Origin of the sequence: Butyricimonas sp. BSD2780061689_150309_C8 (genome assembly GCF_015560935.1) — a bacterium.
Taxonomy (GTDB): Bacteria; Bacteroidota; Bacteroidia; order Bacteroidales; family Marinifilaceae; genus Butyricimonas; species Butyricimonas paravirosa.
Genome location: NZ_JADMSV010000013.1, coordinates 37800 through 62471, shown reverse-complemented (window position 1 = coordinate 62471; position 24672 = coordinate 37800). Strand labels below are relative to the sequence as shown.

Sequence of the window (24672 nt, the reverse complement as noted above, 5' to 3'; positions counted from 1 at the left end):
AAATAATATTCTTTTTTTACCTTTGTCTGCAAGTAATATTACGTTTGGAACAATAAAAATTAAATATCCGGATGAGAACGAAAAGAGCATTAATCAGTGTATTTGACAAAAGTGGGATTGTTGATTTTGCTAAATCGCTAAATTCTATGGGTTGGGAGATTATTTCTACTGGGGGAACCTCTAAGAAATTGAAAGAAGAGGGACTACAGGTGAAAGATATCTCAGATTTAACCCAATTCCCCGAGTGTTTTGACGGAAGAGTGAAAACCCTTCACCCGAATGTTGAGGGAGGTATCTTAGCGATACGAGACAACGAGAAACATAAGCAACAGATGGCCGAACTTGGGATAGAACCTATTGATATGGTCGTTTGTAATCTATATCCTTTCAAGGAAACCATTCTTAAAGCAGGAGTTTCACACGAAGAAATTATCGAGAATATCGATATTGGCGGGCCGACTATGATTCGGGCGGCAGCGAAGAATTATCCTTTCGTGACGGTGATTACAGATCCGGAAGATTACACGAAAGTAATCGAGGAAATTCAAGCTCATGGAGATACTTCACTTGAAACCAAAGAGCTATTAGCAGCTAAAGTGTTTATTCATACTTCACACTATGATGCTCTAATAGCCAACTATTTCTCTAAACGATTGAATATTCAATCACCGAAGACCTTGACCTTAACGTTCGAAAAGAAACAAGATCTTCGTTATGGAGAAAATCCACACCAGTCAGCCACTTTCTATACCCAAATTCAGGAGACGGAGGGTACGTTGACCGGGGCGGTTCAGTTACATGGAAAAGAATTATCTTATAATAATATCGGTGACACCGACGGGGCTTTAGAAACCTTGAAAGAGTTCGAAGAACCGACAGTTGTAGCTGCAAAACACGCAAATCCTTGTGGTGTTGGTAGTGCCGCTACTCTTGCTGAGGCCTTCAAGAAAGCTTACGAGGCGGATCCTGTTTCTATTTTTGGTGGAATCATCGCGGTAAACCGGGAAGTAGATAAGGCAACGGCAGAAGTCATGTCCCCTATTTTCTTGGAAGTGATTGTAGCTCCTTCTTTCTCGGAAGAAGCTTTAGCAATTCTTACCAAAAAGAAAAATCTGAGATTATTACAGGTATCAAATATTAGTAAAAGAGATTATACTTCTCCCAAAGCAAAAACCGTATTGGGAGGTCTGTTGATTCAAGATATGGACCAACAGTTGCTTGATGGTGAATTGAAATACGTTACAAATCGTCGTCCTTCGGAAAAAGAACTGGAAGACTTGTTGTTTGCATGGAAAGTTGTCAAGCATACTAAATCTAATGCAATTGCGATTGCAAAAGACAAATGCACCACGGGAGTTGGTCCGGGACAAGTAAGTCGAATCTGGGCATTGGAAAATGCCATTCGTCAAGGCGGGGAGCGAATTGCGGGGAGCGTGATGGCATCCGATGCCTTCTTCCCTTTCGCTGATTGTGTTGAGGCTGCCCACAAAGCCGGCATCACCGCGATCATTCAACCGGGCGGATCTATCCATGATCAGGATTCGATTGATGCGGCCAACAAGTATAATATTGCGATGATTTTTACTGGAATGAGACACTTCAAACATTAATTGATTATGGGTTTGTTTTCTTTTTTAACACAAGATATAGCGATCGACTTGGGGACAGCGAACACGATCATCATCATGAATGACAAGATGGTTGTAAACGAGCCATCCATTGTTGCCGTCGATAAAAAAACAGAGAAGGTAATTGCTATTGGTGAGAGAGCTCGCCAAATGCAGGGTAAGACACACGAGTATATAAAGACCATTCGCCCGTTGAGAGATGGTGTGATCGCGGACTTTAACGCTGCCGAACAGATGATTCGGGGTATGATTAAGATGGCAAACGGAAAGAGCAAGTTCTTCTCTCCTTCTTTGCGTATTGTGGTTTGCATACCTTCCGGAAGTACTGAGGTTGAACTACGTGCCGTACGAGACTCTGCCGAACACGCCGGAGGACGTGATGTCTATATGATTTACGAGCCGATGGCTGCCGCTTTGGGTATCGGCTTGGACGTGGAAGCCCCGGAAGGTAACATGATCGTGGATATAGGTGGTGGTACCACAGAGATCGCCGTGATTTCTTTGGGAGGTATCGTTACGAATAAGTCCATCCGTATTGCGGGTGATGACTTGACGGATGATATTCAGGAATACATGAGACATCAACACAATATCAAGATTGGGGAACGTACAGCAGAAGAAATTAAAATTCATGTCGGTTCAGCTTTGTCCGAACTGGATGAACCTCCTGCCGACTTCGTGGTGCAAGGACCGAATCAGATGACTTCTCTTCCGGTTGAAGTACCTGTTTCCTATCAAGAGATAGCCCATTGTATCGAGAAATCCATTTCTAAAATTGAAATTGCAATCTTGGCCGCTTTGGAACAGACGCCTCCCGAGTTGTATGCAGACATTGTGAACAAAGGAATATACTTGGCCGGTGGTGGTGCATTGTTGCGCGGGTTGGATAAACGTTTGACCGACAAGCTGAACATTCCATTCCATATTGCTGAAGATCCATTGCGAGCCGTGGCCAGAGGTACGGGAATTGCATTAAAGAACGTGGACAGGTTCTCATTCCTTATAAGATAGTGATGTGAAAGAGATTATAAAACTGATATTAAAATATCATTTTACTATTATTTTTATATTACTGGAAATCGTAAGTTTCTCTCTGATTATTCGTCATAACGAATATCAGAGAGCAATTTTCTCTGAAAGTGCTTCTACTCTATTCGGAAACGTCTCGTCAACGATCACGAGCATAAAAGATTATTTTCGTCTAAAAGAGATGAACGAATCTTTAGCAAATGAAAATATCTTGCTGAAAAATCGTTTGGAAGAGTATGAGCTTTTACGGGATACGATTATCCATGGGACGGTTGTACAAGATAGTATACCTGTCTACGAGTATATCGGGGCAAAACAAGTCAACGCAACATATAACCGGACGAAAAATTACATTACTTTAAATCGAGGACGAAAAAACGGTCTTCAGAAAGAAATGGCCGTTTGCACTCCGGAAGGGATCGTGGGACTTATTCAGGATTTAAGTGATCATTTTGCCGTAGTCATCCCCTTGATCAACGTGGATTCTCGAATTTCGGCCAAAATAAAAAAGAATAACTATTACGGTTCCTTGCAATGGGATGGTAATGATTATGCCTACTCCTATCTGAATGATATTCCCTATCACGTGGAAGTAAATGCCGGGGACACGATTGTCACTTCCGGTCTCTCAAAAATCTTTCCGGAAGGAATTGTCGTGGGATATGTAGAATCTGTTGACAAGGAAACCGCGAACTTCTTAAAGATAAAGGTCAAACTAGCCGTTGATTTCAAACGCATAAACCATGTTTATGTCATATTGAATAACAAGAAAAATGAGCAAACAAGTTTAGAAGCCATAAACTATCATGAATAATATAAACTATTTCATTCATTTGTTGATACTTTCTTTATTACAGATTGTAATCGTGGATAATATCCACCTTGGCTCCTATTTTTACTTGAATATTTATATTCTGGCTCTCTACATCTTACCTTATAAGATGAAAGGTATACCATTGCTGTTATTCGGGTTCTTTTTAGGTTTAATCATGGACTTGGCTGATAACACGGTCGGTATTCATGCCGCGGCATCTACTTTCATCGCTTATATTCGTCCCCGGTTATTGCAGTTGACCTCTACCCGGGAAGAAATAGACGACACGCATGGAGGGCAAGGTCTAACGGATGTCAGGTGGTTTCTGAAATACACGTTTGTTTCCACGCTGTTATTTAACGTGGTACTGATTTTGACAGAGGCCTTTACTTTTAACGATATGCTGATCTCGATTATCCGGATTATTTTAAGTACCTTTATCTCAATGTTATTCATGCTACTCTACTATTTCATCGGAATTAAGAAAGTACAGCAATAATAAAAGCGTGGTTTTAATCGATTAATGAATTCTTGAAATGAACAAATTCGGGTATAGACAAGGGATTATATCAGGAATTATTATCAGTGTATGTGTCGTGTACCTCCTGCGATTGTTTACCTATCAGGTGGTGTCCGACAAATATAAAGTTATGGCTGAAAATAATTCCCAGCGGACGGAAACCGAATATCCGGCACGAGGATTAATATATGATCGGAATAACAAACTTTTGGTTGATAATCAAGCGGCCTACGATTTAATGATTATCCCCAACCAGGTAAAAAAATTTGATACTTTAGAATTGATTTCCATTCTGGATATAACGAAAGAATCTTTGGAAAAAAGGATTCAGGATTGTCGGGATTATGCGAAATTCAAACCTTCGGTTCTTGTTTCTCAGATCCCCGGAAACAAATATGCTGTCCTTCAAGAAAAACTTTATCGTTATCCAGGTTTCTATATACAAACCAGAACATTACGAAAATATAACGTAAACCATTCTGCAGATGTTTTCGGCTATATCGGAGAGGTGAATTCCGAACAGATGAAAGATCCCTATTATGCACAAGGAGACTACATCGGGATCAGTGGGTTGGAAAAAACATACGAAAAACACCTTCGCGGTACCAAGGGAAAACGGGTCGTTCTTGTCGACAATAAAAACCGGGTGAAGGGTTCGTTTGCGGACGGAGAATATGACGAAGACGCCATTGTCGGTGAAAATCTATACACCACGTTAGATGTTGACCTACAAGAATACGCCTACGAACTCATGCAGAACAAAAAAGGCGGAATCGTGGCTATTGAACCTTCTACGGGAGAAATATTGGTCAAGATGTCCAGTCCCGGTTATGATCCGCAATTAATGGTCGGCTTGGATCGGGGGAAAAATTACTCCAAATTGCTAAATGATCCCTTGAAACCCCTATTTGACAGAACGACGATGGCACAATATCCCCCGGGTTCCATATTCAAAACCGTTCAAGCTCTGATTGGTTTACAAACAAAAGCGATTTCCCTGCAAACACAATGTACGTGTAGTGGAGGTGCTTATATTGTCGGGGGAAAATTCATGAAGTGTCACCACCATAGTTCTCCCGTGAATTTACTCCAGTCCATTGAAAACTCCTGTAACCCCTATTACGCCAATGTTTTCAAGAGAATTTTGGAATTACCGGAATATAAAACGGTGCGAAATGCTTACGGGGAATGGCGGAAATACGTGATGTCCTTCGGGTTCGGCAATAAGATATGCCCGGATTTCTCCAATGAAGTATCCGGTTCTATCCCCACGCAGGAATATTACGACAATGTGTTTAAAACACAAAAATGGTACCCTTCCTACATGATTTCTCTTTCCATTGGTCAGGGAGAATTAATGATCACGCCGATTCAAATGGCGAATTTGGCCACGATTTTGGCGAACCGGGGATACTATATTACACCACATATTGTAAGATCGATAAATGACTCGATTTCCAGCCAGATAAAAAAGCACGTTATTCCCATTGACCGGAAACACTTTGACCCTATCGTCGAAGGAATGCAAATGGTTATCAAGGGAGGAACCGGACGACGGGCACAGGTAGATTCGATTACAATAGCCGGAAAAACGGGAACCGTGCAAAATCCGCATGGTGACGATCACTCCGTGTTTATTGCTTTTGCCCCGGTAGAAGATCCGAAGATCGCGTTGATTGTATATGTTGAAAACGGGGTTTGGGGATCACGTTACGCGGCCCCGATTGCCGGTTTATTAATAGAGAAATATTTGAAAGGAAAAATATCCGACAAGAAGAAACCTCTTGAAAAAGAGATGTTCCAAGGTAGTCTGATCCATGATACAACCAGTAAAGTAAAAGAAACGAGCAATGAATAGCAGATCTAATAACCTACTTGCCAACATAGATTGGGTTTCCATTCTATTATACCTGTTGCTTGTATTAATCGGGTGGATAAATATTTACGCGGCTGTATATGATGAAAATCATAGCAGTATTCTTGATATTTCTCAAAAGTACGGGAAACAGTTGATTTGGATCGGGGCGGCTTTCGTGCTTGCTTTTCTCGTTCTACTCACGGATAGTAAATTCTTTACCACCTTCTCGATGGTCATTTACGGCATCATGATATTTTTGTTGATTGCCGTCCTGTTTTTTGGTACGGAAACCAAGGGAGCGCGTTCGTGGTTTGAAGTCGGGGATTTTCGCATTCAACCGGCGGAGTTTGCCAAATTTGCAACCAACTTGGCCATAGCCTATGTCATGAGCCGTCATAATTTTAAGGTAATGCGCTTTTCCAGCCTTTTGACCATCGGGTTGATTTTAGCTCTTCCCGCGGGATTGATTATCTTGCAGAACGACACGGGGTCAGCTCTCGTGTACAGTAGTTTTATACTCGTTCTTTTCCGGGAAGGATTGCATGGCTCTATCCTATTGCTCTGTTTCGTGGCGGCAGCTATATTTATCATGGCATTGCTGTATACCCCTTTCACGGTATTGCTTGTCATTATCGGGGGAACACTGATAGCCTTTTATTATTATCGGCACGATATTCGGGAATTATTCCAGATCATCCTGTCCATCGGGTGTGGTTTCGGGCTTTTTGCCTTGATTAAATGGATGTTTAATCTATCGATTTCCGATTATTACATGCTACTCATCGTTTACGTGATTACAAGTATAACCGCGATCTACCCGATATATAAACGGAAGATGAAAAACATGATTACCCTATTACTGATCTCGTGGTTATGTGTCGGGGCCGCTCCTTCCGTGAATTATGCTTTTGACCATCTTCAACCTCACCAGCAGGATCGTATTAACGAGTTACTGGGTATAAAAGTAGACCCCAAGGGAACAGGATACAATGTCACGCAATCCAAAATTGCAATAGGCTCCGGGGGATTACTGGGTAAGGGATTCCTACAAGGAACACAGACTAAATTGAACTTCGTTCCGGAGCAAAGTACAGACTTTATCTTCTGTACTGTTGGCGAAGAGTGGGGATTTGTCGGGAGTACCTTCGTCATCGTGCTACTGGCGGTGTTTATTTTACGAATTATCAAACTGGCAGAACGGCAACGTTCCAGTTTTTCCCGGATATATGGTTATGGAGTAGCCTCTATCCTATTCTTCCACGTGGCGGTCAATATTGGAATGACTATTGGAATGGCACCAGTTATCGGTATTCCTCTTCCATTCTTCAGTTACGGGGGATCATCACTATGGTCTTTTACCATTCTTATATTTATATTTTTGAGATTAGATGCCAATCGTTTACAAGTCTTTAGATAATAAATAAACTTTCTGAACGCTTTCCTTGTGGATTTTCAAGGATTTTAATACATTCGTTCCCAAATGAATTAAACACGAGAAGAATGAAAACATTAATTATAAACATAAAGCAACTTGTTCAGGTTGAGGAAGAACCACGTAAATGGGTTGCAGGTGCCGACATGGCAAAACTGGGAATCATTGACGATGCCTACCTTCTGATTAACGAGGATAAAATAGAAGCTTTCGGTAAAATGAGCGAATTGAATCAAGATACGATTTACGAGGGCACGGACACGGTGAAGGAAATAGATGCCAAAGGACGTTTGGTTCTCCCCGCCTACTGTGATTCCCACACGCATATCGTGTATGCCGGAAGCCGAGAAATAGAATATATTGATAAAATCAAAGGTTTATCATACGAGGAGATTGCCAAAAGAGGTGGTGGCATTTTGAATTCAGCCGAACGTATCCGGAAGGCATCGGAGGAAGAGTTATTTGATTCAGCTTATGCCCGTTTGCAAGAGATTGCCTCTCTTGGAACCGGAGCCGTGGAAATCAAGAGTGGTTACGGTTTGGACACGGCGAGTGAACTCAAAATGTTGCGTGTGATTAAAAGACTGAGCGAGGAAACTCCTTTAACCATAAAGTCCACCTTCCTAGGTGCTCATGCTGTTCCGGTGGAATACAAGGGACGGCAAACGGAATACGTGGATTTAATCATTAATGAAATGATTCCGGCTGTTGCCGCCGAGGATTTGGCTGATTATATCGACGTGTTCTGCGATAAAGGATTCTTTACCGTGGAAGACACGGACAGGATGTTGAATGCCGGAATGAAATACGGATTGCGTGCGAAGATACATGCTAACGAACTGGATTACTCGGGTGGTATTCAAGTCGGGGTAAAATACAATGCCTTATCCGTGGATCATCTTGAATATGTCGGGGATGAAGAAATCGCTGCATTAAAAGGTAGTGAAACCATGCCGACCGTGTTACCAGGAGCTGCATTCTTTTTGAATATGCCTTACTCTCCGGTTCGTAAAATGATTAATGCCGGACTTCCTGTTGCTTTGGCTTCGGATTTTAATCCTGGCTCCTCTCCTTCCGGAAACATGAAATTTGTGATGTCTCTCGGGTGCGTGAATTATAAAATGCTGCCGGAAGAGGTGATTAATGCAACGACCATCAACTCGGCATACGCTATGGGTGTAGAAGAAGAGCTGGGTAGTATCGCCGTGGGTAAAAAAGCGAATTTCTATATCACGACTCCGATTACTGGAATAGAGTATCTTCCATACGCTTACGGGACGGATTTAGTTGAAGCGGTATTCTTAAACGGAGAACAAATTTAAGGAAGCTATGCCCTATTCACATTACAAAAAGGTATGGATCCGGAAAGCGTACCGGATAAGATACCCTTAGAAGATTTATTGATTGATGATTTACGATTTCATGATTGAGTGATTAGGTAATCGATACTAAATTTATTTTTTGTTAAATTATAAAATTAATATATATGAAAAAACTAATCGAGTGCGTTCCGAATTTCAGTGAAGGGAACGATATGCACATTATAGATCAGATTACAGCAGAAATCAAGGCTGTTGAAGGAGTTAGTCTTATTGACGTGGACCCGGGAAAAGCAACGAACCGTACGGTTGTTACCATGGTAGGTACTCCGGAAGAAGTATGTGAAGCCGCTTTCCGTGCTGTTAAAAAAGCATCCGAATTGATCGACATGAAAAAGCACAAGGGAGCGCATCCCCGTTTCGGAGCTACAGACGTTTGTCCTTTGGTTCCGGTATCAAACATCACGATGGAAGAAACCGTGGAATACGCACGTGCTTTGGCAAAACGTATCGGTGAAGAATTGAACATCCCGGTATATTGCTACGAGAGTGCAGCCTTCACCCCGGAAAGAAGAAATTTGGCTACTTGCCGTGCTGGAGAATACGAGGCTCTTGGAGAGCGTTTAAGCAGTGAACAATGGCATCCCGATTTCGGTCCCCGTGAGTTGAACGAGTGGACGGCTAAAACCGGAGCTACGGCTGTTGGAGCCCGTAACTTCTTGGTGGCTTACAACGTGAACTTAAATACCACCTCTACCCGTCGTGCCAATGCGATCGCTTTTGACGTACGCGAAAGAGGAAGAGCTAAGAGAGAAGGAAATCCTATTACCGGTAAGATCGTGAAAGACGAGAAAGGTAAAAACGTGATGATTCCGGGAACCTTGAAGTCTGTAAAGGCTATCGGTTGGTTTATCGAAGAGTATGGAATTGCTCAGATCTCCATGAACTTGACGGATATTTCCGTGACTTCCGTACATGAGGCTTTCGACGAAGTATGCCGTAAAGCACAGGATCGCGGTATTCGTGTAACCGGTTCCGAATTGGTAGGTGTAATTCCATTAAAAGCCATGTTGGACGCCGGACGTTATTTCTTGCGTAAACAACAACGCTCCACCGGGGTATCGGATAAAGAATTGATCAAGATTGCCGTGAAATCTTTAGGCTTGGATGAATTGTATCCGTTCGAACCCAGAAAGAAAATCATCGAGTATATTTTGGAAGATGAGATGAATCAAGGAAAGAAATTCTTGATCGATATGAATCTTCATGAATTTGCTGATGAAACAGCATCAGAATCTCCGGCTCCTGGTGGTGGTTCCATTTCAGCATACATGGGAGCTCTTGCTTCTTCACTGGCCACGATGGTTGCCAACTTGTCTTCTCACAAACGCGGTTGGGATGAGCGTTGGGAAGAATTCAGTAATTGGGCTGAAAGAGGAAAAGCTTACCAAGTTGAATTAATCAAAATGGTTGACGAGGATACTAACGCTTTCAATCGTATCATGGATGCCTTCGGATTACCGAAGAAAACAGACGAAGAAAAAGCTGCACGTCACCAAGCAATTCAAGATGCAACCAAGTTCGCTACCGAAGTTCCGTTCAAAACGATGATGCTTTGCTACGAATGTATGGAAGTGGTGAAAGCCATGGCAGAGATCGGTAACCCGAATTCTGTAACTGATGCCGGAGTTGGTGCTTTGGCCGCTCGTTCCGGAGTAATCGGCGCTTTCTTGAACGTAAAGATCAATGCTGCCGGATTGGATGATAAAGAATATGCTAACGATATTATTTCCAGAGGTGAAAAAGTGGTTGAAATGGCCAAACAAATGGAAACGGATATTTTGAATATCGTGAATTCAAAAATCTAAGATTCGTTATTCATCAAAATAAGTAAAGAGATGGGGCTGCCCCATCTCTTTATTTGTACCCTATTCCCGTCACGTTTGAGCCATGAAAAAACCGTAATCAGGCTTTCCCTATTTTTCACCATTTCAATTACAGCTCTACCGCACCAGTTCCCATTGATGGTGTATTGGACTTGTACCGGAGGAGTGTAAAGCCGGTGGCCTATTCTGAGCCCGTTATCGGCTCATCTTCTGTTCGTTTTTTTCGAAAACAGGAGAATATCACCTTAAAAATGGTAACTCCAGGTCACGGACGGTACAAATGGAAGTAAACTCCAACTTCGGGTAGTCACCCCTTCTCTCGTTTGTTTATGGTATATGATAGAAGGATTCTTACGGGCATACAAATTATAAATGCCGAATACCCATGAACTTCCCTTTCCTTTTCGATTATCCAAAGCGTATGATATATCTAAATGATGATAGGCAGGCATTCGAAAATTATTCGGACATTCAATATATTCCCGGTATTGCGTGTTGTCTGCATCTGTTTGAAAACTTTCAGGCATCGGGGCCGCGTGATAGAATTGTTTCCCTATCGAGATGTAGTTCCCGGTCGCAAGCGTAAAATTAATTGAAAATGATTTGTTGAACTTACATTTTTCCTTGATCGGGAGCGTGTAATTGGTCGTCACGTTCAACTTATGCCGACGATCATATTCAAACGGGAACCATTCCCCGTTATTTACATGATCAAAACGACGTTCCGATTTTGACCACGAATACGAAACCCACCCCGTTAAGGCCCCGGTCGTTTTCTTTGCCATAACCTCCACTCCATAAGCTCGTCCTTTGCCCATGTCAACATAATCCTGCCAGCTCCTGTCCTTTGTTTTAAGAAAAAGAATACCATCTTTGTAACGCACCACGTGATTCATCCGGTGGAAATATCCCTCTATCGAGAAATTCCAGGTATTTGCAGAGGCGTAGAAACAACCTATCGAAAACAAATCCGAAGATGCGGGAGCTACTCGCCGGGTAACAGGAACCCACAAATCGGTATTCATGCCCATCGAATTACTCGTCAACAGGTGCTGTGATTGTTGCATCCTTGCCCATGAGGTCTTGAATAACACGCTCTCTCCTATCCGGTACGAAATAGAGAGACGAGGTTGCAAGGAATAATAACGGGCGTGGGGCACCGCCAGTAAACTAAAACGAACTCCGGCATCCACGCTCCAATGATCATTCAGTTGCCAATGATCTTCCAGATAAGTTTCCAGCGAATACACATTACCGGTAGTCGTGTCTCTCACGTTTTCATTCAAGTTTACACTACCGATATATGACATTTCCGGGGCATAATATTTAATAGAGCAAACCGTTCCGAATCGGATGCGGTGCTTCTCCCCGATAGCAATCTCCGAGTCGGTTTTCAAAGTCCAATCCCGTAACCGGGAATTTGTCTTCGATTGCTCCCGTTGAGAAACACTCTCGTTATATACCGTCATGATTTGACTATTATTGAATTGACTATAATACAAGGTGATATTAGAGAAAAAGGTAGGGCTGAAGAGATGATTCCACCGCCCCGAAACACTAAGATTACCCCAGTAAAACCGGAAACGGTCGGAATGTTTGGAATCCTTTGCTTTCCATGTTGCGAAACGAGAATCCCGGCTATTGTACATACTTATATACAACCGATTATACGGGTTGATTTCCCAATTTACTTTAGCATTTAAGTCATAAAAATTATAACCTGTCGAGAAATCACTCCCGGCAATCTTTTGTCCTGTCCATAGTAAACCGTCCAACCAAGTTCTTCTTCCTGATACGAGAAATGAGGCCTTATCTTTTTTCAAAGGTCCCTCCACAACCACGGAGCCGGCCACCGGGCTAACATGAATGTCTCCCGAATATTTTTTACGATTCCCTTCCCGCATGGTCACTTCCAGCACGGAGGACAAGCTCCCCCCGTAACGAGCGGGAAGATCACCCGTGTAAAGCGTAACGTCTTGCAGGGCATCTCCATTAAAAGCGGAAAAATACCCGTAAGCGTGATTCACATTATACACGGGAAGGCCATCCAGTAAAAATTGAGTGTTGTCGGGACTACCACCCCTCACGCTAAAACCGGTTAACCCTTCCTGACCGGGATTCACACCGGGAAGGAAATGAAGGGATTTTAACACGTCAGCCTCTCCCAGAACCGCAGGCATTCGTTTCACCCAATCTAAAGACAAGGTATGTTTTCCCACGGCAGATGAAAAAGCATTCTTTTTTTCCACAACCAACACTTCTTCTAGGCAGTTCCCGGGAATTAACGACATGACAATCAATGTGTCCGTTTTCAAGTTAATGATAGATTCTACACGGGTAAATCCCACGTGACTTACCGATAAATGGTTTTCTCCACGAGGTAAAGAGAGTGAAAAGAAACCATATCGGTTACAGCTTGTTCCCCGCCCGCTTTTCGTTTCAACGATCGTGGCATTTACCAGTCGTTCTCCTGTTGCCTTGTTCTCAATATACCCACTCAACGTTACGTTTTGTGCGAAAGAAGTAAATACAATCCAAATCTGAATACTGAATATGAATAAAATACGTTTCATCTTACCATTCCTCCCGTTTCGTGAATACTTGAATGAATAAATCTTCATATTTTGAATAAGAGGCCACCAGTCCGGTTCCCCCGTGTATGTTAGAATAAGTCCACAAAGGAGCATAAAACAAGGGTTCAGAATCCATTGCCGATAGATAATCGTCGTTCACGATCGACGATTTCAAATAACGATCGTAATTTTCATCAAGGCTCAATATATAACGGGTACTTTTATAGCATCCCGTGTCCGGTTCCCAGTAATAATACCCCGAACGCCGTCCCTTGTAACTTAACTCGATCTCCTTCCCGGACAAACCGCTATCCTCTACCCTTAAATAGTAATCGTATTCTGCCGGGATTTCTTCATCAAAGTCAAAACTGCGGTTAAAGGCATCGGGTAGCGTGCTATTCGTTTGAAGATACGACTGAAGTTCCATGTGCAAGGTGTCCGGCACCCCATTCTGAGAAGAATGGGTGGAAGACAACCAATAGTAGTTTTTTTCTTCTTCCCGATCAGTCCACCGATTGATAATCCGTTCCTGCAGGCTGTCACATTCTATGCTTGCATTCAGCAAGGGGGCCGGTACTCTGGTTTCCCCCCAGACAAGCGGTTTGCCCGGAATGTTTACTTCTACCCGATAAACTCCGGTAGCCTCCACGTGATGGGTAATAACATACCATCCCTCTTTCCGGTACCGACATTCACCCACGAAATGATCGTTTTTGTACAATTTTACCAAAGCATTTGCCTCTACGGGAAAATCACCCTGTTCGTAGACGTTTTTTGTCCAAGTGACCCGTACGCGAACAGAATCGTCACCAGCCATTAAAATACTATTTACAACCGGAACGGGAGATTGGGCGTTTAAATCAAGGTGCAGTTTTTGCTCACATCCATTTAATAATAATTCCCATACCAATAATACGAGGAATATTCCGACAACTTCTTTTTTCATGTATTGATTCTTTTGAGTTTTCTACTCTTAAGAGTCAATAAACCGGAAAACCCCTATTCTAATTTTTTATTTTTCAGATTTTGCCCGAAAATCCATGATCACTTCACGAGTGAAACAACTTCCCACCACGCCAAGCCCGCCTTGTACGTTGGAATACACTTTAACGGGTTCTTTATACATGGTCGATTGTTGTTCAAAAATCCCCAAGGAGTACAGGTAATCAAATAAAGGTTTGTCAATCCGGAGTACTTTCACCCGCAAGCGATAGGATTCCTTTTCCACGTACCGGATCGTGTCTCCGTCACCCGTGATCACCCATGTTTCCCTCTCGTATGCATAGGGATGACTTACGCTTGCATGAATTATTCGTTCCTTCCCCCGGAAACTTTCATTCGTAAATACCTGATACGGGTTGACATTTATCTCTTTTCCGAAAATCGTCGTGATCATTTCGTGTGATAATAGCTCATCCCCGGAAAGATCCACGTCATAAGAATAAGTCGTGGAAGAATCTATTTTTACCTGTCCCTCTTTCCAACGGATTCCATGATAAAACCTTTCATTTTCAACCACCAGCCTGTAATAATTCTCCGTTTCTCCCCCATCTTTTATATGAACACGTAATTGCAGGGCATTCATTTTACTAAAAGTATCTAATTGGATTTCCGGGAACGAATTGCATACCATGGTAGAACCGACTGCCTCCTCTAATCCCGAACAGGTAACTTTTATCGTGATTTTATCTCCCGCTTTAGGGCGAACGTCTGATGAATAACGGTTATGACCAACGGGTTTTAATTCTCCTGCGTACTGATCGTTCATGTACACCTGGCCTCTCACATTCCACGTTGAATCCATTTCCGTGTTGTCCGTGTATGTTCTTGATTTCGAAATTTCAGCATATAGCAAAGAATCCGTTTCTGCATAAGCATAAAGCACCAAGCGACTTTCGGGTACCTTTCCTCGAAAATCATATTCTTCTGAATTATTACACCCGCAATAAAACAAGCCAATCCATATAAAAATCACTATTCTCATCATCTCAAAAAGTAAACGTGTAAGAAAATGAGGGAATGATCGGGAAAAGCCAATCATTACTAAAATACTGTCGCTCTTCCCGATCGCCATATTTAGAATCATAATCGGGACTTAATTCTATCGTGTTCAACCTGCAATAAGCATTGTATAGGTTAATACTCCAAGTGGAAATTCCATGTTTTCGACGACGATGGAAATTGAATCCCAAATCCAGACGATGATAATCGGGTGTTTTCATGTTGTTACGTTTTTCAATATGAAATATAATATCCTTCTTTTCTTCTCCTTTCTCTCCCGGTAGGTAAGTCGGCGTATCATATCTTTCCAATGGTTGCGTTGTATAGAAACCGTTATTGAATGTCCACGTGGCACTTACATCAAAAAAGTTGCTGAATTTATGCAGTAAAACCAAATTCAGAATGTGACGGCTATCATATTTCGCCGGGAAACGTCGGCCTTGATTGATTGAACCATCCGGAAACCAGCGATAAGCACGGGAAAGAGTATAATTTATCCATCCATTTGTCCTTCCCCCTGTTTTTTGACCCATCCACTCCAATCCATAGGAACGTCCTTTTCCTAAATGAACGTTTTCTTTCCAATCCGCATATTCCGGGGTGATGTCAACCCCGTTGTAATTGTCTAGCAAATGATTCTGAGTTTTATAAAATCCTTCAAGAGAAAAATGCCACTGCACACAAGGATGATAATAAACACCTAACACGCATTGATGTGATTTCATGGGTTTCACATCATCACTAACCGGCACCCACAAATCCGTAGGCATATTTATCGTGCTACTTCCCAACTGATGAATATATTGGGACATCAGCGTGTAGGAAACCTTGGTTTTCCAACGATCCGTCCAATTATATTGCATGGAAAATCGAGGTTCCAGTGAAAAATAATTTGTACTCCCGACATGAAATAATATACCCCGAATTCCGGGATGCACGATCCATTTCTCTTTTATAGTCATTTCATCTTCCACGTAAAAGGCTACTTCATGGGCATATTCTTTATAATTTACCCGTTTTCGGGAAGGCGTTTCTTCTTCCATTACTTTATGAAGAGTGATTCGTTTTTCCGGTGTGAAAACGTGATATATGTAATGTCCCCCGAAATACAAACGGTTCCAATGATTCATGACCCAAGTTAGATCACTTTTTAGCCTCCACTCTTCCTGACCGGATTTGAAACGGATCTTTTTTAACCGGATGGTGTCACCTGATGAATTTTCATGTCGGTATCTTTTATTCATAAAAGCCCGATATTGATTATAAGAAAGCACCGTATTCGCATACAATCCCGTGGAGATCATTTTATCCCATCGCAATCCGACACCCCAATTTCCCCACGTTCCACGCATATAATCTCGCTTACGGTCCGGTTCAAAATAGGAGTCTCTCTCATCCTTCTTGTACTTCAAATAATCATTCCCGTAGAATAGAATAAAAGACAAGGTGTTCCGTCGCGAGAATACGCGGGTCAGCTTGATATTTATATCCGTGAAATTATACCCTATCTTTTCTTTATTATCATTCGTGTTATTTATCGCCGCATAAATAGGAGCTCCAATTAAATCCAAGTAAGTTCTTCTAGCCGTGATATTAAACGAGCTACGATTTCTTTCCATGGGGCCTTCAATATTAAATTTACTGGATAAAAGGCCGATAGAAAAACTACCATGATATTCTTGTAGATTACCTTCCTTCAAACGTATGTCCATGATGGAAGAAAGATGGCCCCCATAACGAGCCGGGAAACTTGATTTGTAGAAATTTACGTTTTTCACGGCATCAGAATTGAATACCGAGAAAAATCCCAATAAATGATTTGCGTTATACAATGGAATATCATCTATCAGAAATTGATTTTCATCCCGATTGCCCCCTCGGACCAGTATTCCCGCTATTCCTTCCATGCCAACCCGCACACCGGGAAATAACTGAATCGCTTTCAGTAGATCGCTCTCTCCCAAGAGTTTGGGAATCACGGTTGCAGTCAAGATCGGAAATTCCAGTTGTCCCGGTTGCGAATTCTTTACCCATCCGGGGATATTAGGTTGAACTACAACAATTTCATCCAAGTTCAACATGGGCTGTAATTCGACGTGAATCACGGTATCCGATTTCAAATAAAATTGACATGAGGCACTTTGATAACCCACGTAAGAGTAGTTTAAACAAACTTTTCCTTCCGGTACGATTAACGTGTAGAACCCGTAATCATTGGTCGCTACGCCCACGTGCAACCGGGAATCATAAACAGAGGCTCCAATCAGCCTTTCCCGGGATTCTTTGTTATATATTCTTCCATAAACAGAGAAAAAGCGTTTCCCCGGTTTTAAAATGATATATCTTCCCAATTTCTCCCAAGAGATGTTTGATGATTTGAACAAAAGGTTTAAAACCTGTTCTAAATTAGCCTGTTTTATAGATATTGTTTTTTGAACTAATGGTTGTAAAATAGAAGGTGAATATGAAAATATATATCCCGTCTGTTGTTCGATTTTCTTCAACACCTCCTCCACGGGAGTTTCACGAAATGTAAATGAAAAGACTTCCTGAGCATTTCCTCTTAGGATCCCAAAAATTAACAAGACAAGTATAAGCCCGGCACGCATACTTAAATCGTCAATTGAATATCCAAAGTCCTGTTAATAATCTCGATCGCTTCCTCCAATGAAACTTCTTTAAAAACAACGGTTATCCGGAGAGTTGCATAGTCTGCGGGTAATGTTACGTGACTATCGTAGTATTCATTCAGCGTTTCGATGACTTCAGACAAGGGAGCGTTATCAAATTTAAGGATTTGTTGTTCCCCTTTATCTTCTTTCGTGGAGATCATTAATTTCCTATCCTTTTTCCCATACTTAACGGACATTCCGGTTTCAAGGATTCTTTCTTGTTTTTTATCTTGGGTGGTAATTTTCACCCGTCCTTTTTCTACAAAAACTTCAGCTTGAAGTTTTTCTGCAATCACTTGAAAGGAAGTACCTAATACTTCTACTTGAATTAAGGATGTTTCCACGATAAAAGGTTTGCTCGTGTCCCGTTTTACTTGGAAAAATGCCTCTCCCCGTAGGGAAAGTTCTCGATTTGTCTTTCCGAATTGAGCATTATAAGCCAAACGACTATCTCCGCTTAGCATTACACGGGAACTATCCGGTAAATAAAATACTTTTGTTTCCCCGGTCCGGGAGAGTAAAACCGTTTCCTGAAGTGACGATTTATTCCAAAACCATAATACACCGAATATTAAAACAATGATAGAGGCAGCTACTGGCAAAATTCGCAAGTAGTGCGTCTTCGCAGGGAATTTCACTTTTTGTATTGCCTGTCGGGGGTCAAAAACTCCATATTTGTAACGCTTAGAACCTAATTCTATACGGCGCTTGAGTTGTCGAAATTCTCGTTGGTGGTCTTCACTTTCTTCCAACCATTGTTCCACTCTTTGCCCTTCTTTCGTGTTCGCCTCACCAAGAATATATTTTGCTAGTAATTCATTTTTCATACTCCCCATGTTTATGAAGTTATTTTATCCGAAGAAGAACAAATAGATTTTTATTGCTTTATCTCTCAAAGCCTTCAATGCTTTTCCCATTTGCCCTTCAACAGTTTTAACCGAAATATCCAGTTGTATGGCAATCTCCTTGTATTTCATGCCTTGCTGTTTTGCCATCAAAAATATATTCCGTCGTTCAGTAGGTAAAGCGTCTATCCAATCCCAAACTAAAGCCTCCTCCTCTACCGATATGGATAAGGCATTCTCGTCTGTTAAGTACATTGCACTTTCCACGGAAACTTTTTCCTGATTCTTTTTCGCATATTTCACCGCCCGATTCCGTACCACCGTGTATAAATATCCCTTCATGTCTCCCACTTCCAAACTTCCTGCAACCGCCTTTTCCAACAATTCCACGAAGATCTGTTGTACAATATCTTCAGAATCCTCATATGATTCGGTTATATTTAAGGCATACAGGCATAACGGTCGGTACAACTTGTTAAAATATTTCTCTAAAATAGTAGAGCTTATAGACATAAGAATAGTTTTACACATACACATTCGCAAATGTACTTAAATATATAAAAGCAATAAGTTATTTAGAAAATAATTATTTTCTAAATAACAACTATATTGTATAATATTAGAAATAATAATTTGTGAGATAGTGTCTCACAAATTAGGAAAGCCATATATAGCAAACTACCCCATCCTCATAAACGCCTCGAAAAAGGCATCCCGATAGGTGTTTCCAATAGCTATTTCATGTGTTTTAATGAAAATGTCATTGTTGTCAAAGGAGTCTATATGCTTGGTATTTACGATATAGGACTTATTGACTCGTAAGAAATCATGCTTGGGTAATAACTCAAATATATTCTTTAGATTCATTCGGGTAATCACCCGTTGTTCATCCAATTGGATGATCACGTAATCTTTCAGTCCCTCGATGAATAGAATATCCTTGTAATTTATTTTAAAGTAGCGTCTTTCAGACTTTACGAAGAAGTATTCCGTGTTACCTGCCTCGATATTTTCTTTCTCTTCTTTTAATAATAAAGAATGGTAAGCAATTGCCTTGTTGACAGCCTTGTGAAAGCGTTCCGGGTCAACCGGTTTAATTAAATAGTCGATAGCATCGACCTCGTAACTATCCAAAGCATATTCCGTGTAAGCCGTGGTGAAAATGACCAACGTTCTCTTGGATATATTGTGAGCGAACTCGATACCCGTGATTCCCGGCATCTGAATATCCAAAAAGATCAAGTCTACCGGATTCTCTTCCATGAACTTTGACGCTCCGATAGCATTATTAAACATACCCGTCAGATTTAGTTGACTCGTATCTTTTACCAGTATTTCTATCGCCTCACGGGCTAACGGTTCATCATCAACAATAATACAATTCATAATATCAAATGTAAATATACGGTATAACTTATTTCACTTTCTTCTATCTCCAACATGTAACGTTCCGGAAACAGCAATTCCAACCTGCGCTTTATATTCTTTAATCCCAACCCTCCCACTTCATTTTTCCGTAAAGCGATTTTAGGCTTTGAATTTATACATTGAAATTCCAGTTGTTTATCCCAGACCTTAAAACCGAGATAGACATACGATGAATTCTCGCTATCCACGTTATGTTTCACGGCATTCTCCACGAAAGGAATAAACAATAATGGTGGCAACCATACCTCACTAATATCTCCTTCTTTGGAAATGACATACTCGAATTTATCCCGTCGAACCTTCTCCAGATTCAGAAAGTCATTCAAAAAATGAATCTCAGAACTCAATAACACCTGTTCTTTCGCGCTGTCGTTAATTTGGTAACGCAACATATCTTCAAGCTTGAAAAGCACCCGGGAGGCTTCTTCTGGATTTTTCTTGATCAGCACGTTAGCATTATTCAGCATATTGAACAGAAAATGTGGGTTGATTTGTTTCTTGAGAAATTTCAATTCGGATTGTAATGTCGAAGAGGCCAGTTCGTCTATTCGTTGGCTGTAACCGATCCAGTATTTAAATAGTAGCAAAGCCGACGTTCCAAATATTAGTAGCCCAAACGAGATGATTGACGTGATCATGTTTAATATGATATATGGATTTCCATCCTCGTAATTCGCACTAACCTCTTGAACATTCATCTGTAAAATTGCGATAAATACAAGCGAGAATGATGTCAGTACCAACATGGATGCCAGATATTTCAATAATCGGCCCTTTATTAAAAAACGAGGGGCTAACACATATAAATTAAAGTAAATGATCACACTGGTGAGCAAAAAATAAAATACCCACCCGTAAAAACGTTCCCAAGTCAACACTAACTCTCCTGATTGATTGGCAAATATACTAATTGTGATACAGGCAAGAGTTAATAGCAACAGAAAATGTCTCACGAACTTAAAACGTGGAGATAACAGGAAATCCGGAACGTGATTATCAATCAAATTACTCATGTTTTCTGTATTTTAAGTTTCAACATAATTGTCCTTTTAGCAACAGATAAGGTATAATCGTTTCCATATAGCAATTCCAGTCTCTGCCTGATTTTCGAAAAGTCATCCGGATGCTGTAAATTCCCATTATCAAAAGAGCAAACAAATTGAATCTCATTCCCATTCACATGAAAATTTAGATCAATCGAGCCAAATACAGGCTGACTGTATATCTGAATCACGGCTTGTTGCACGAAAGGAAGGAACAACAAGGGAGGGACAAATATCCGATGCACCTCCCCTTCGGCTGAAACCATGTATTGAAAACGATGGGAATACACCTGCTCCAAAGCGAGATAGTTTGTCAAAAAATCTATTTCAGCCTTTAATAACACCGCTTTCCGGCTACAATCATAGAGTTGGTATCTCAGAATCTGGCTTAACTCCAATAACATCCCGGATGCCTCCTTCGGTTCACTTTTTGCCAAAACTGCAGTACGATTAAGTACATTAAAAAGTAACTGAGGATTGACTTGGGCTTTCAATTGCTCCACTTCCGACTGCACATGAATTCTTTCCAGTTGGTTTACCCGGTTATTTTCTGTCATCCAATGTTTTAACACGATCGTGATTGAACCTCCCAGCATACACAAGGTTACGGTGGCAAAAGAGGAGATATAATTTAAAATAAATACCGGTTCCAGGATGTTTCCCGCACGCTGTCCCAACCAAATTCGTGCCGTATCTTCAATGATTGTCTGTATCCATAAAAGCACCAGCACGGTACCAAATATCATGACTGTATACGTTAGGTATCTCTTCTGCATGAGATACCGGGGTACCAACACGTAGATATTCAAATAGGCCACGGCCAAGTAGGAGGCCAAATTCCCCAGGGCAATCCAGTAGAGCCTTATTCCAAGTGCTGGAATTTCCGGTTGGAAGATAACATACGTCTGGTTAAAAGAAATGGCAGCAAGTGACACGATAAACAGAATATGTCGCCAGATCCGGAATTTCGAATTTACCAGAAGATTATATAGGAAAGCCTGTCCTTCCGTGTTGATTTTAAACATTTGAGGTTTTATTTGATGGTTACAAAGTTACGATCTTATTCCTAAATCGGATTAAAATTCTAATTTATAACTGACATTCGGCAAAGAGGTGGCTCCACGGATGGGTTTTATCTTATCGGTCTTAAAATTATACTCATGCCCGTAATATTCTTCGCATCCCGTCGTATTCAAGGACTTGATCGAGAATTCGTGTGACACCTTTTTCCGGTTGATTTTATACCCCACGGAGAAATTCGTGATAAACATCGGTGAGAATTGTTTGGAAAAAGCCTTCGTTTCATCATATTGCACTTCCCGGTCCGGATCGAGTAACGTGGCTACTTCATCCACGGGGGCATAGCGATCTCCCCCTTGCAAGGTTATTTTAAAGTTCACACTGAACATATTTTGCTTGTCACGCCCGACCATCCATTCCTTACCACCCAATACGTTGATAATAAAATTCCGATTATACAACGTGTTACGCCATTTCCGATCTCCCCCGTAATATTTTGAATCAAAAATGGATGCCGTCACCATGTAATAAAGTCCCTTATTTAAATAGCGTTCCAGCGTGATGTCTACCCCGATATTACGTCCTTTCCCCCGGTTAACCAGAGCGTTCTCCACGTAAAAATCCCGTCTATTCAGCACGGAATAAGAACTATCGGCAATAACGGGTACATCATATAATTGTTGGAAATAAGGTTCTATTTTCATATTCATGTTATCCGATACTTTGAAACGATACGATAACATCACGTGATGCGCCCTCGTGAATCCCAAGTCTTTATTCACGGAACGATCACCCGTACCTTGTGTTTTCACGAAATAAACGTCCATTTTTTCCATCCGGCTATGTAACCCGTAAGCGAGGGCAAAAGAACTCTTCGGTGAAAACTGCCATTTAATCCCGGCCCGGGGTTCCAGTGCCCAGCTATTATTCAGTGTCAGGACTTGTGCGTTAACTCCCACGTTTAACGTGACCTGTTCGCTTATGTCAATGGATGAACTCGTGTAACCGGATATTAAATCCGTGTTTCCTTTACCTTGGGAGATTAATTCCATAGGATGCATTTGATGGGGGGCCAGATTCATGTCCATGTCGTAATACATCTTCGTGTAGGTTATCCCTGTTTTATTCGTGAACTTGGCACTGAATTTCCGGGTAATGGCAGTGGTGAATATCAAGTTTGTGTTACTCCGGTTTAAATCAAGAAAAGGTGCCGAATTCAAATTCCAGTCATAACTTGTCATCGTCCCCTCGTGTTTGAAGTAGGTAACCGCTAACGTCGTTTTCAGTTGTGTCTCGTTGTTAAAGAAATAGCGGTGACTGATACCACTGGCTCCCATGTATTGTTTGGTACTGGATTTCATCATATCACCAATCGATTCCCACTTATCCGTGTTTTCTTCAAAGTCTCCTTTTGACTTGTCTATCAAGGCTGTTCCCCAAATCGAGAAGACACCCGCTTTACGTGTCGGCAGACTCAATTTGAAATTCAAATCCTGATAATCCAAAGTCCCGTCAATATCAATAGCCCCGATGTCGCCCAGCAATCCCGTGGTGGAATAACGATAATTGAAAATGTAAGAAGAATTGTGTTTTCGGGTCAAAGGCCCCTCCGAGGCAAAATCAATTCCTAATAAGCCGATCTGAAACGTGTTCTCGATCTTTTGATTATTCCCGTTACGTAGCTTCATGTCAAAGACTCCCGACACGGCATTATCGTACTCCGCGGGAAAAGCTCCGGTAAAGAAATCCGAATTACCCAGTACGAGACTACTTAACCCGGATAAGATTCCCCCGCCAAGAATAGATAGATCCGCAAAGTGATTGGGATTCGGGATTTCCACGTCTTCCAGTTTCCATTGCAATAAATGCGGGGCATTCCCGTGAATGGATATTCCATTCGTTGACATACTGGGAGAAATCCCGGCAAATGAACTTACCAAACGGGCCGGATCATCCATTCCCCCGGCATATCGGCTTGCCTCTTCCTCGCTGAGTATCCGGGCTCCCGTGGTGACCATCTTGTTTAATGGTTGCTCTTTATTCAATTGTGGTCGAACCATCACTTCTTCCAGTTCTTTAATGCTTTCTTTCAATGGAATGGTCAAATAGACTTCTTTCGAGGAAGTTACCAGTATCTCCCGGAAAATAGTTGGTTCGTATCCCACGAAAGAAGCCTGTATATCGTGCCGGCCGATCGGGACATTCTTGATGACAAAACGGCCTAGGGAATCCGTTACTCCACCGACCTCCGTTTGCCCCATGAGATACACGGATGCATAAGCCACCGGATAACCTGATGCGGCGTCAATCACCCGTCCTCGTACACTTTGTGTTAAAACTCTACCCTCTTTCTGTCCCCATACATTCACGGATAACATGAAAAGGAAAAAATATATGCCGATGACTCTTTTCTTGCTTTTAATCTTGCTCATGATTTGGAAAATCATGTCAAAAAGCCCGTTTTTCCATCCTTTACGATTCAGTTCTCCCCCTAAAACTTCTTCTAAGGCGTCTAAAACCTTCTCGCAGTCTGCCACACTTACACTTGTCATTTGTGATACTTCTGTTATTATTTCCGTCTTATTCATATCCAATACTTTTTGA

The 24672-nt window shown here is 41.5% G+C and carries 18 protein-coding genes; 8 read left to right on the top strand and 10 right to left on the bottom strand.

Translation table 11 applies throughout. The annotated features are described in order from the left end of the window. The first annotated feature begins 71 nt into the window (after positions 1 to 71). The 8 genes from purH to ftcD all read left to right on the top strand — a co-directional run bounded on the left by purH (position 72) and on the right by ftcD (position 10468). Positions 72 to 1610 (top strand): bifunctional phosphoribosylaminoimidazolecarboxamide formyltransferase/IMP cyclohydrolase, encoded by a 1539-nt coding sequence (gene purH / locus I2I33_RS11280; protein WP_087420241.1) that lies wholly within the window; start codon positions 72 to 74, stop codon positions 1608 to 1610. 6 nt (positions 1611 to 1616) lie between these two features. Further along, on the top strand, positions 1617 to 2639 hold the full coding sequence (locus I2I33_RS11275) for a rod shape-determining protein (protein WP_027202431.1): 1023 nt from the start codon (positions 1617 to 1619) through the stop codon (positions 2637 to 2639). Between the two features lie 4 nt (positions 2640 to 2643). Then, positions 2644 to 3471, top strand: a complete 828-nt coding sequence (mreC, locus tag I2I33_RS11270; protein ID WP_087420242.1) for a rod shape-determining protein MreC — start codon at positions 2644 to 2646, stop codon at positions 3469 to 3471. After that, positions 3464 to 3970, top strand: coding sequence for a rod shape-determining protein MreD (locus tag I2I33_RS11265; RefSeq protein ID WP_087420243.1), 507 nt, complete (start codon positions 3464 to 3466; stop codon positions 3968 to 3970). The genes mreC and I2I33_RS11265 overlap by 8 nt, the downstream gene beginning before the upstream one ends. Positions 3971 to 4007: 37 nt before the next feature. Next, positions 4008 to 5849, top strand: coding sequence for a penicillin-binding protein 2 (gene mrdA / locus I2I33_RS11260; RefSeq protein ID WP_087420244.1), 1842 nt, complete (start codon positions 4008 to 4010; stop codon positions 5847 to 5849). Next, the gene (gene rodA / locus I2I33_RS11255; protein WP_087420245.1) at positions 5842 to 7266 is read left to right on the top strand and encodes a rod shape-determining protein RodA; all 1425 of its coding nucleotides are present in this window, start codon (positions 5842 to 5844) and stop codon (positions 7264 to 7266) included. The genes mrdA and rodA overlap by 8 nt, the downstream gene beginning before the upstream one ends. Positions 7267 to 7349: 83 nt before the next feature. Further along, complete coding sequence (gene hutI / locus I2I33_RS11250) at positions 7350 to 8603, top strand: imidazolonepropionase (protein ID WP_087420246.1); 1254 nt, start codon at positions 7350 to 7352, stop codon at positions 8601 to 8603. Positions 8604 to 8767: 164 nt separating this feature from the next. After that, positions 8768 to 10468, top strand: a complete 1701-nt coding sequence (gene ftcD, locus I2I33_RS11245) for a glutamate formimidoyltransferase (RefSeq protein ID WP_087420247.1) — start codon at positions 8768 to 8770, stop codon at positions 10466 to 10468. A gap of 263 nt (positions 10469 to 10731) precedes the next feature. Here ftcD and I2I33_RS11240 read toward each other — a convergent pair whose 3' ends face one another. The 10 genes from I2I33_RS11240 to I2I33_RS11195 form a co-directional block, all read right to left on the bottom strand. Next, a complete protein-coding gene (locus I2I33_RS11240) occupies positions 10732 to 13107 on the bottom strand; it encodes a carboxypeptidase-like regulatory domain-containing protein (protein WP_195666806.1) in 2376 nt (791 codons plus the stop codon). Further along, positions 13061 to 14005 carry a DUF4249 domain-containing protein gene (locus I2I33_RS11235; protein WP_087420249.1) on the bottom strand — a complete coding sequence of 315 codons (945 nt, stop codon included), beginning with the start codon at positions 14003 to 14005 and terminating at the stop codon, positions 13061 to 13063. Before I2I33_RS11235 ends, I2I33_RS11240 begins: the two co-directional genes overlap by 47 nt. 66 nt (positions 14006 to 14071) lie before the next feature. Beyond that, positions 14072 to 15043 (bottom strand): DUF4249 domain-containing protein, encoded by a 972-nt coding sequence (locus I2I33_RS11230; protein WP_162613732.1) that lies wholly within the window; start codon positions 15041 to 15043, stop codon positions 14072 to 14074. Positions 15044 to 15047: 4 nt separating this feature from the next. Beyond that, entirely contained in the window at positions 15048 to 17567 is a 2520-nt protein-coding gene (locus I2I33_RS11225) for a TonB-dependent receptor (RefSeq protein WP_204247528.1), read from the bottom strand. Between the two features lie 104 nt (positions 17568 to 17671). Then, on the bottom strand, positions 17672 to 18559 hold the full coding sequence (locus I2I33_RS11220) for a FecR domain-containing protein (protein ID WP_162613733.1): 888 nt from the start codon (positions 18557 to 18559) through the stop codon (positions 17672 to 17674). Between the two features lie 24 nt (positions 18560 to 18583). After that, entirely contained in the window at positions 18584 to 19090 is a 507-nt protein-coding gene (locus tag I2I33_RS11215; protein ID WP_229128280.1) for a sigma-70 family RNA polymerase sigma factor, read from the bottom strand. 165 nt (positions 19091 to 19255) lie between these two features. Further along, entirely contained in the window at positions 19256 to 19963 is a 708-nt protein-coding gene (locus I2I33_RS11210) for a LytR/AlgR family response regulator transcription factor (protein WP_087420254.1), read from the bottom strand. After that, on the bottom strand, positions 19960 to 21018 hold the full coding sequence (locus I2I33_RS11205; RefSeq protein ID WP_087420255.1) for a sensor histidine kinase: 1059 nt from the start codon (positions 21016 to 21018) through the stop codon (positions 19960 to 19962). Before I2I33_RS11205 ends, I2I33_RS11210 begins: the two co-directional genes overlap by 4 nt. Then, positions 21015 to 22073 (bottom strand): sensor histidine kinase, encoded by a 1059-nt coding sequence (locus tag I2I33_RS11200; RefSeq protein ID WP_087420256.1) that lies wholly within the window; start codon positions 22071 to 22073, stop codon positions 21015 to 21017. Before I2I33_RS11200 ends, I2I33_RS11205 begins: the two co-directional genes overlap by 4 nt. A 51-nt stretch (positions 22074 to 22124) precedes the next feature. After that, positions 22125 to 24662 carry a carboxypeptidase-like regulatory domain-containing protein gene (locus I2I33_RS11195; RefSeq protein WP_195666805.1) on the bottom strand — a complete coding sequence of 846 codons (2538 nt, stop codon included), beginning with the start codon at positions 24660 to 24662 and terminating at the stop codon, positions 22125 to 22127. Positions 24663 to 24672: the final 10 nt, after the last annotated feature.

Excerpts from the sequence above, each read along its gene's own strand:
- purH (WP_087420241.1), top strand. The coding sequence starts at position 72 with ATGAGAACGAAAAGAGCATTAATCAGTGTATTTGACAAAAGTGGGATT.
- I2I33_RS11275 (WP_027202431.1), top strand. The coding sequence starts at position 1,617 with ATGGGTTTGTTTTCTTTTTTAACACAAGATATAGCGATCGACTTGGGG.
- I2I33_RS11265 (WP_087420243.1), top strand. The coding sequence starts at position 3,464 with ATGAATAATATAAACTATTTCATTCATTTGTTGATACTTTCTTTATTA.
- mrdA (WP_087420244.1), top strand. The coding sequence starts at position 4,008 with ATGAACAAATTCGGGTATAGACAAGGGATTATATCAGGAATTATTATC.
- rodA (WP_087420245.1), top strand. The coding sequence starts at position 5,842 with ATGAATAGCAGATCTAATAACCTACTTGCCAACATAGATTGGGTTTCC.
- hutI (WP_087420246.1), top strand. The coding sequence starts at position 7,350 with ATGAAAACATTAATTATAAACATAAAGCAACTTGTTCAGGTTGAGGAA.
- ftcD (WP_087420247.1), top strand. The coding sequence starts at position 8,768 with ATGAAAAAACTAATCGAGTGCGTTCCGAATTTCAGTGAAGGGAACGAT.
- I2I33_RS11240 (WP_195666806.1), bottom strand. The coding sequence starts at position 13,107 with ATGAAGATTTATTCATTCAAGTATTCACGAAACGGGAGGAATGGTAAG.
- I2I33_RS11235 (WP_087420249.1), bottom strand. The coding sequence starts at position 14,005 with ATGAAAAAAGAAGTTGTCGGAATATTCCTCGTATTATTGGTATGGGAA.
- I2I33_RS11230 (WP_162613732.1), bottom strand. The coding sequence starts at position 15,043 with ATGAGAATAGTGATTTTTATATGGATTGGCTTGTTTTATTGCGGGTGT.
- I2I33_RS11220 (WP_162613733.1), bottom strand. The coding sequence starts at position 18,559 with ATGAAAAATGAATTACTAGCAAAATATATTCTTGGTGAGGCGAACACG.
- I2I33_RS11215 (WP_229128280.1), bottom strand. The coding sequence starts at position 19,090 with ATGTCTATAAGCTCTACTATTTTAGAGAAATATTTTAACAAGTTGTAC.
- I2I33_RS11210 (WP_087420254.1), bottom strand. The coding sequence starts at position 19,963 with ATGAATTGTATTATTGTTGATGATGAACCGTTAGCCCGTGAGGCGATA.
- I2I33_RS11205 (WP_087420255.1), bottom strand. The coding sequence starts at position 21,018 with ATGAGTAATTTGATTGATAATCACGTTCCGGATTTCCTGTTATCTCCA.
- I2I33_RS11200 (WP_087420256.1), bottom strand. The coding sequence starts at position 22,073 with ATGTTTAAAATCAACACGGAAGGACAGGCTTTCCTATATAATCTTCTG.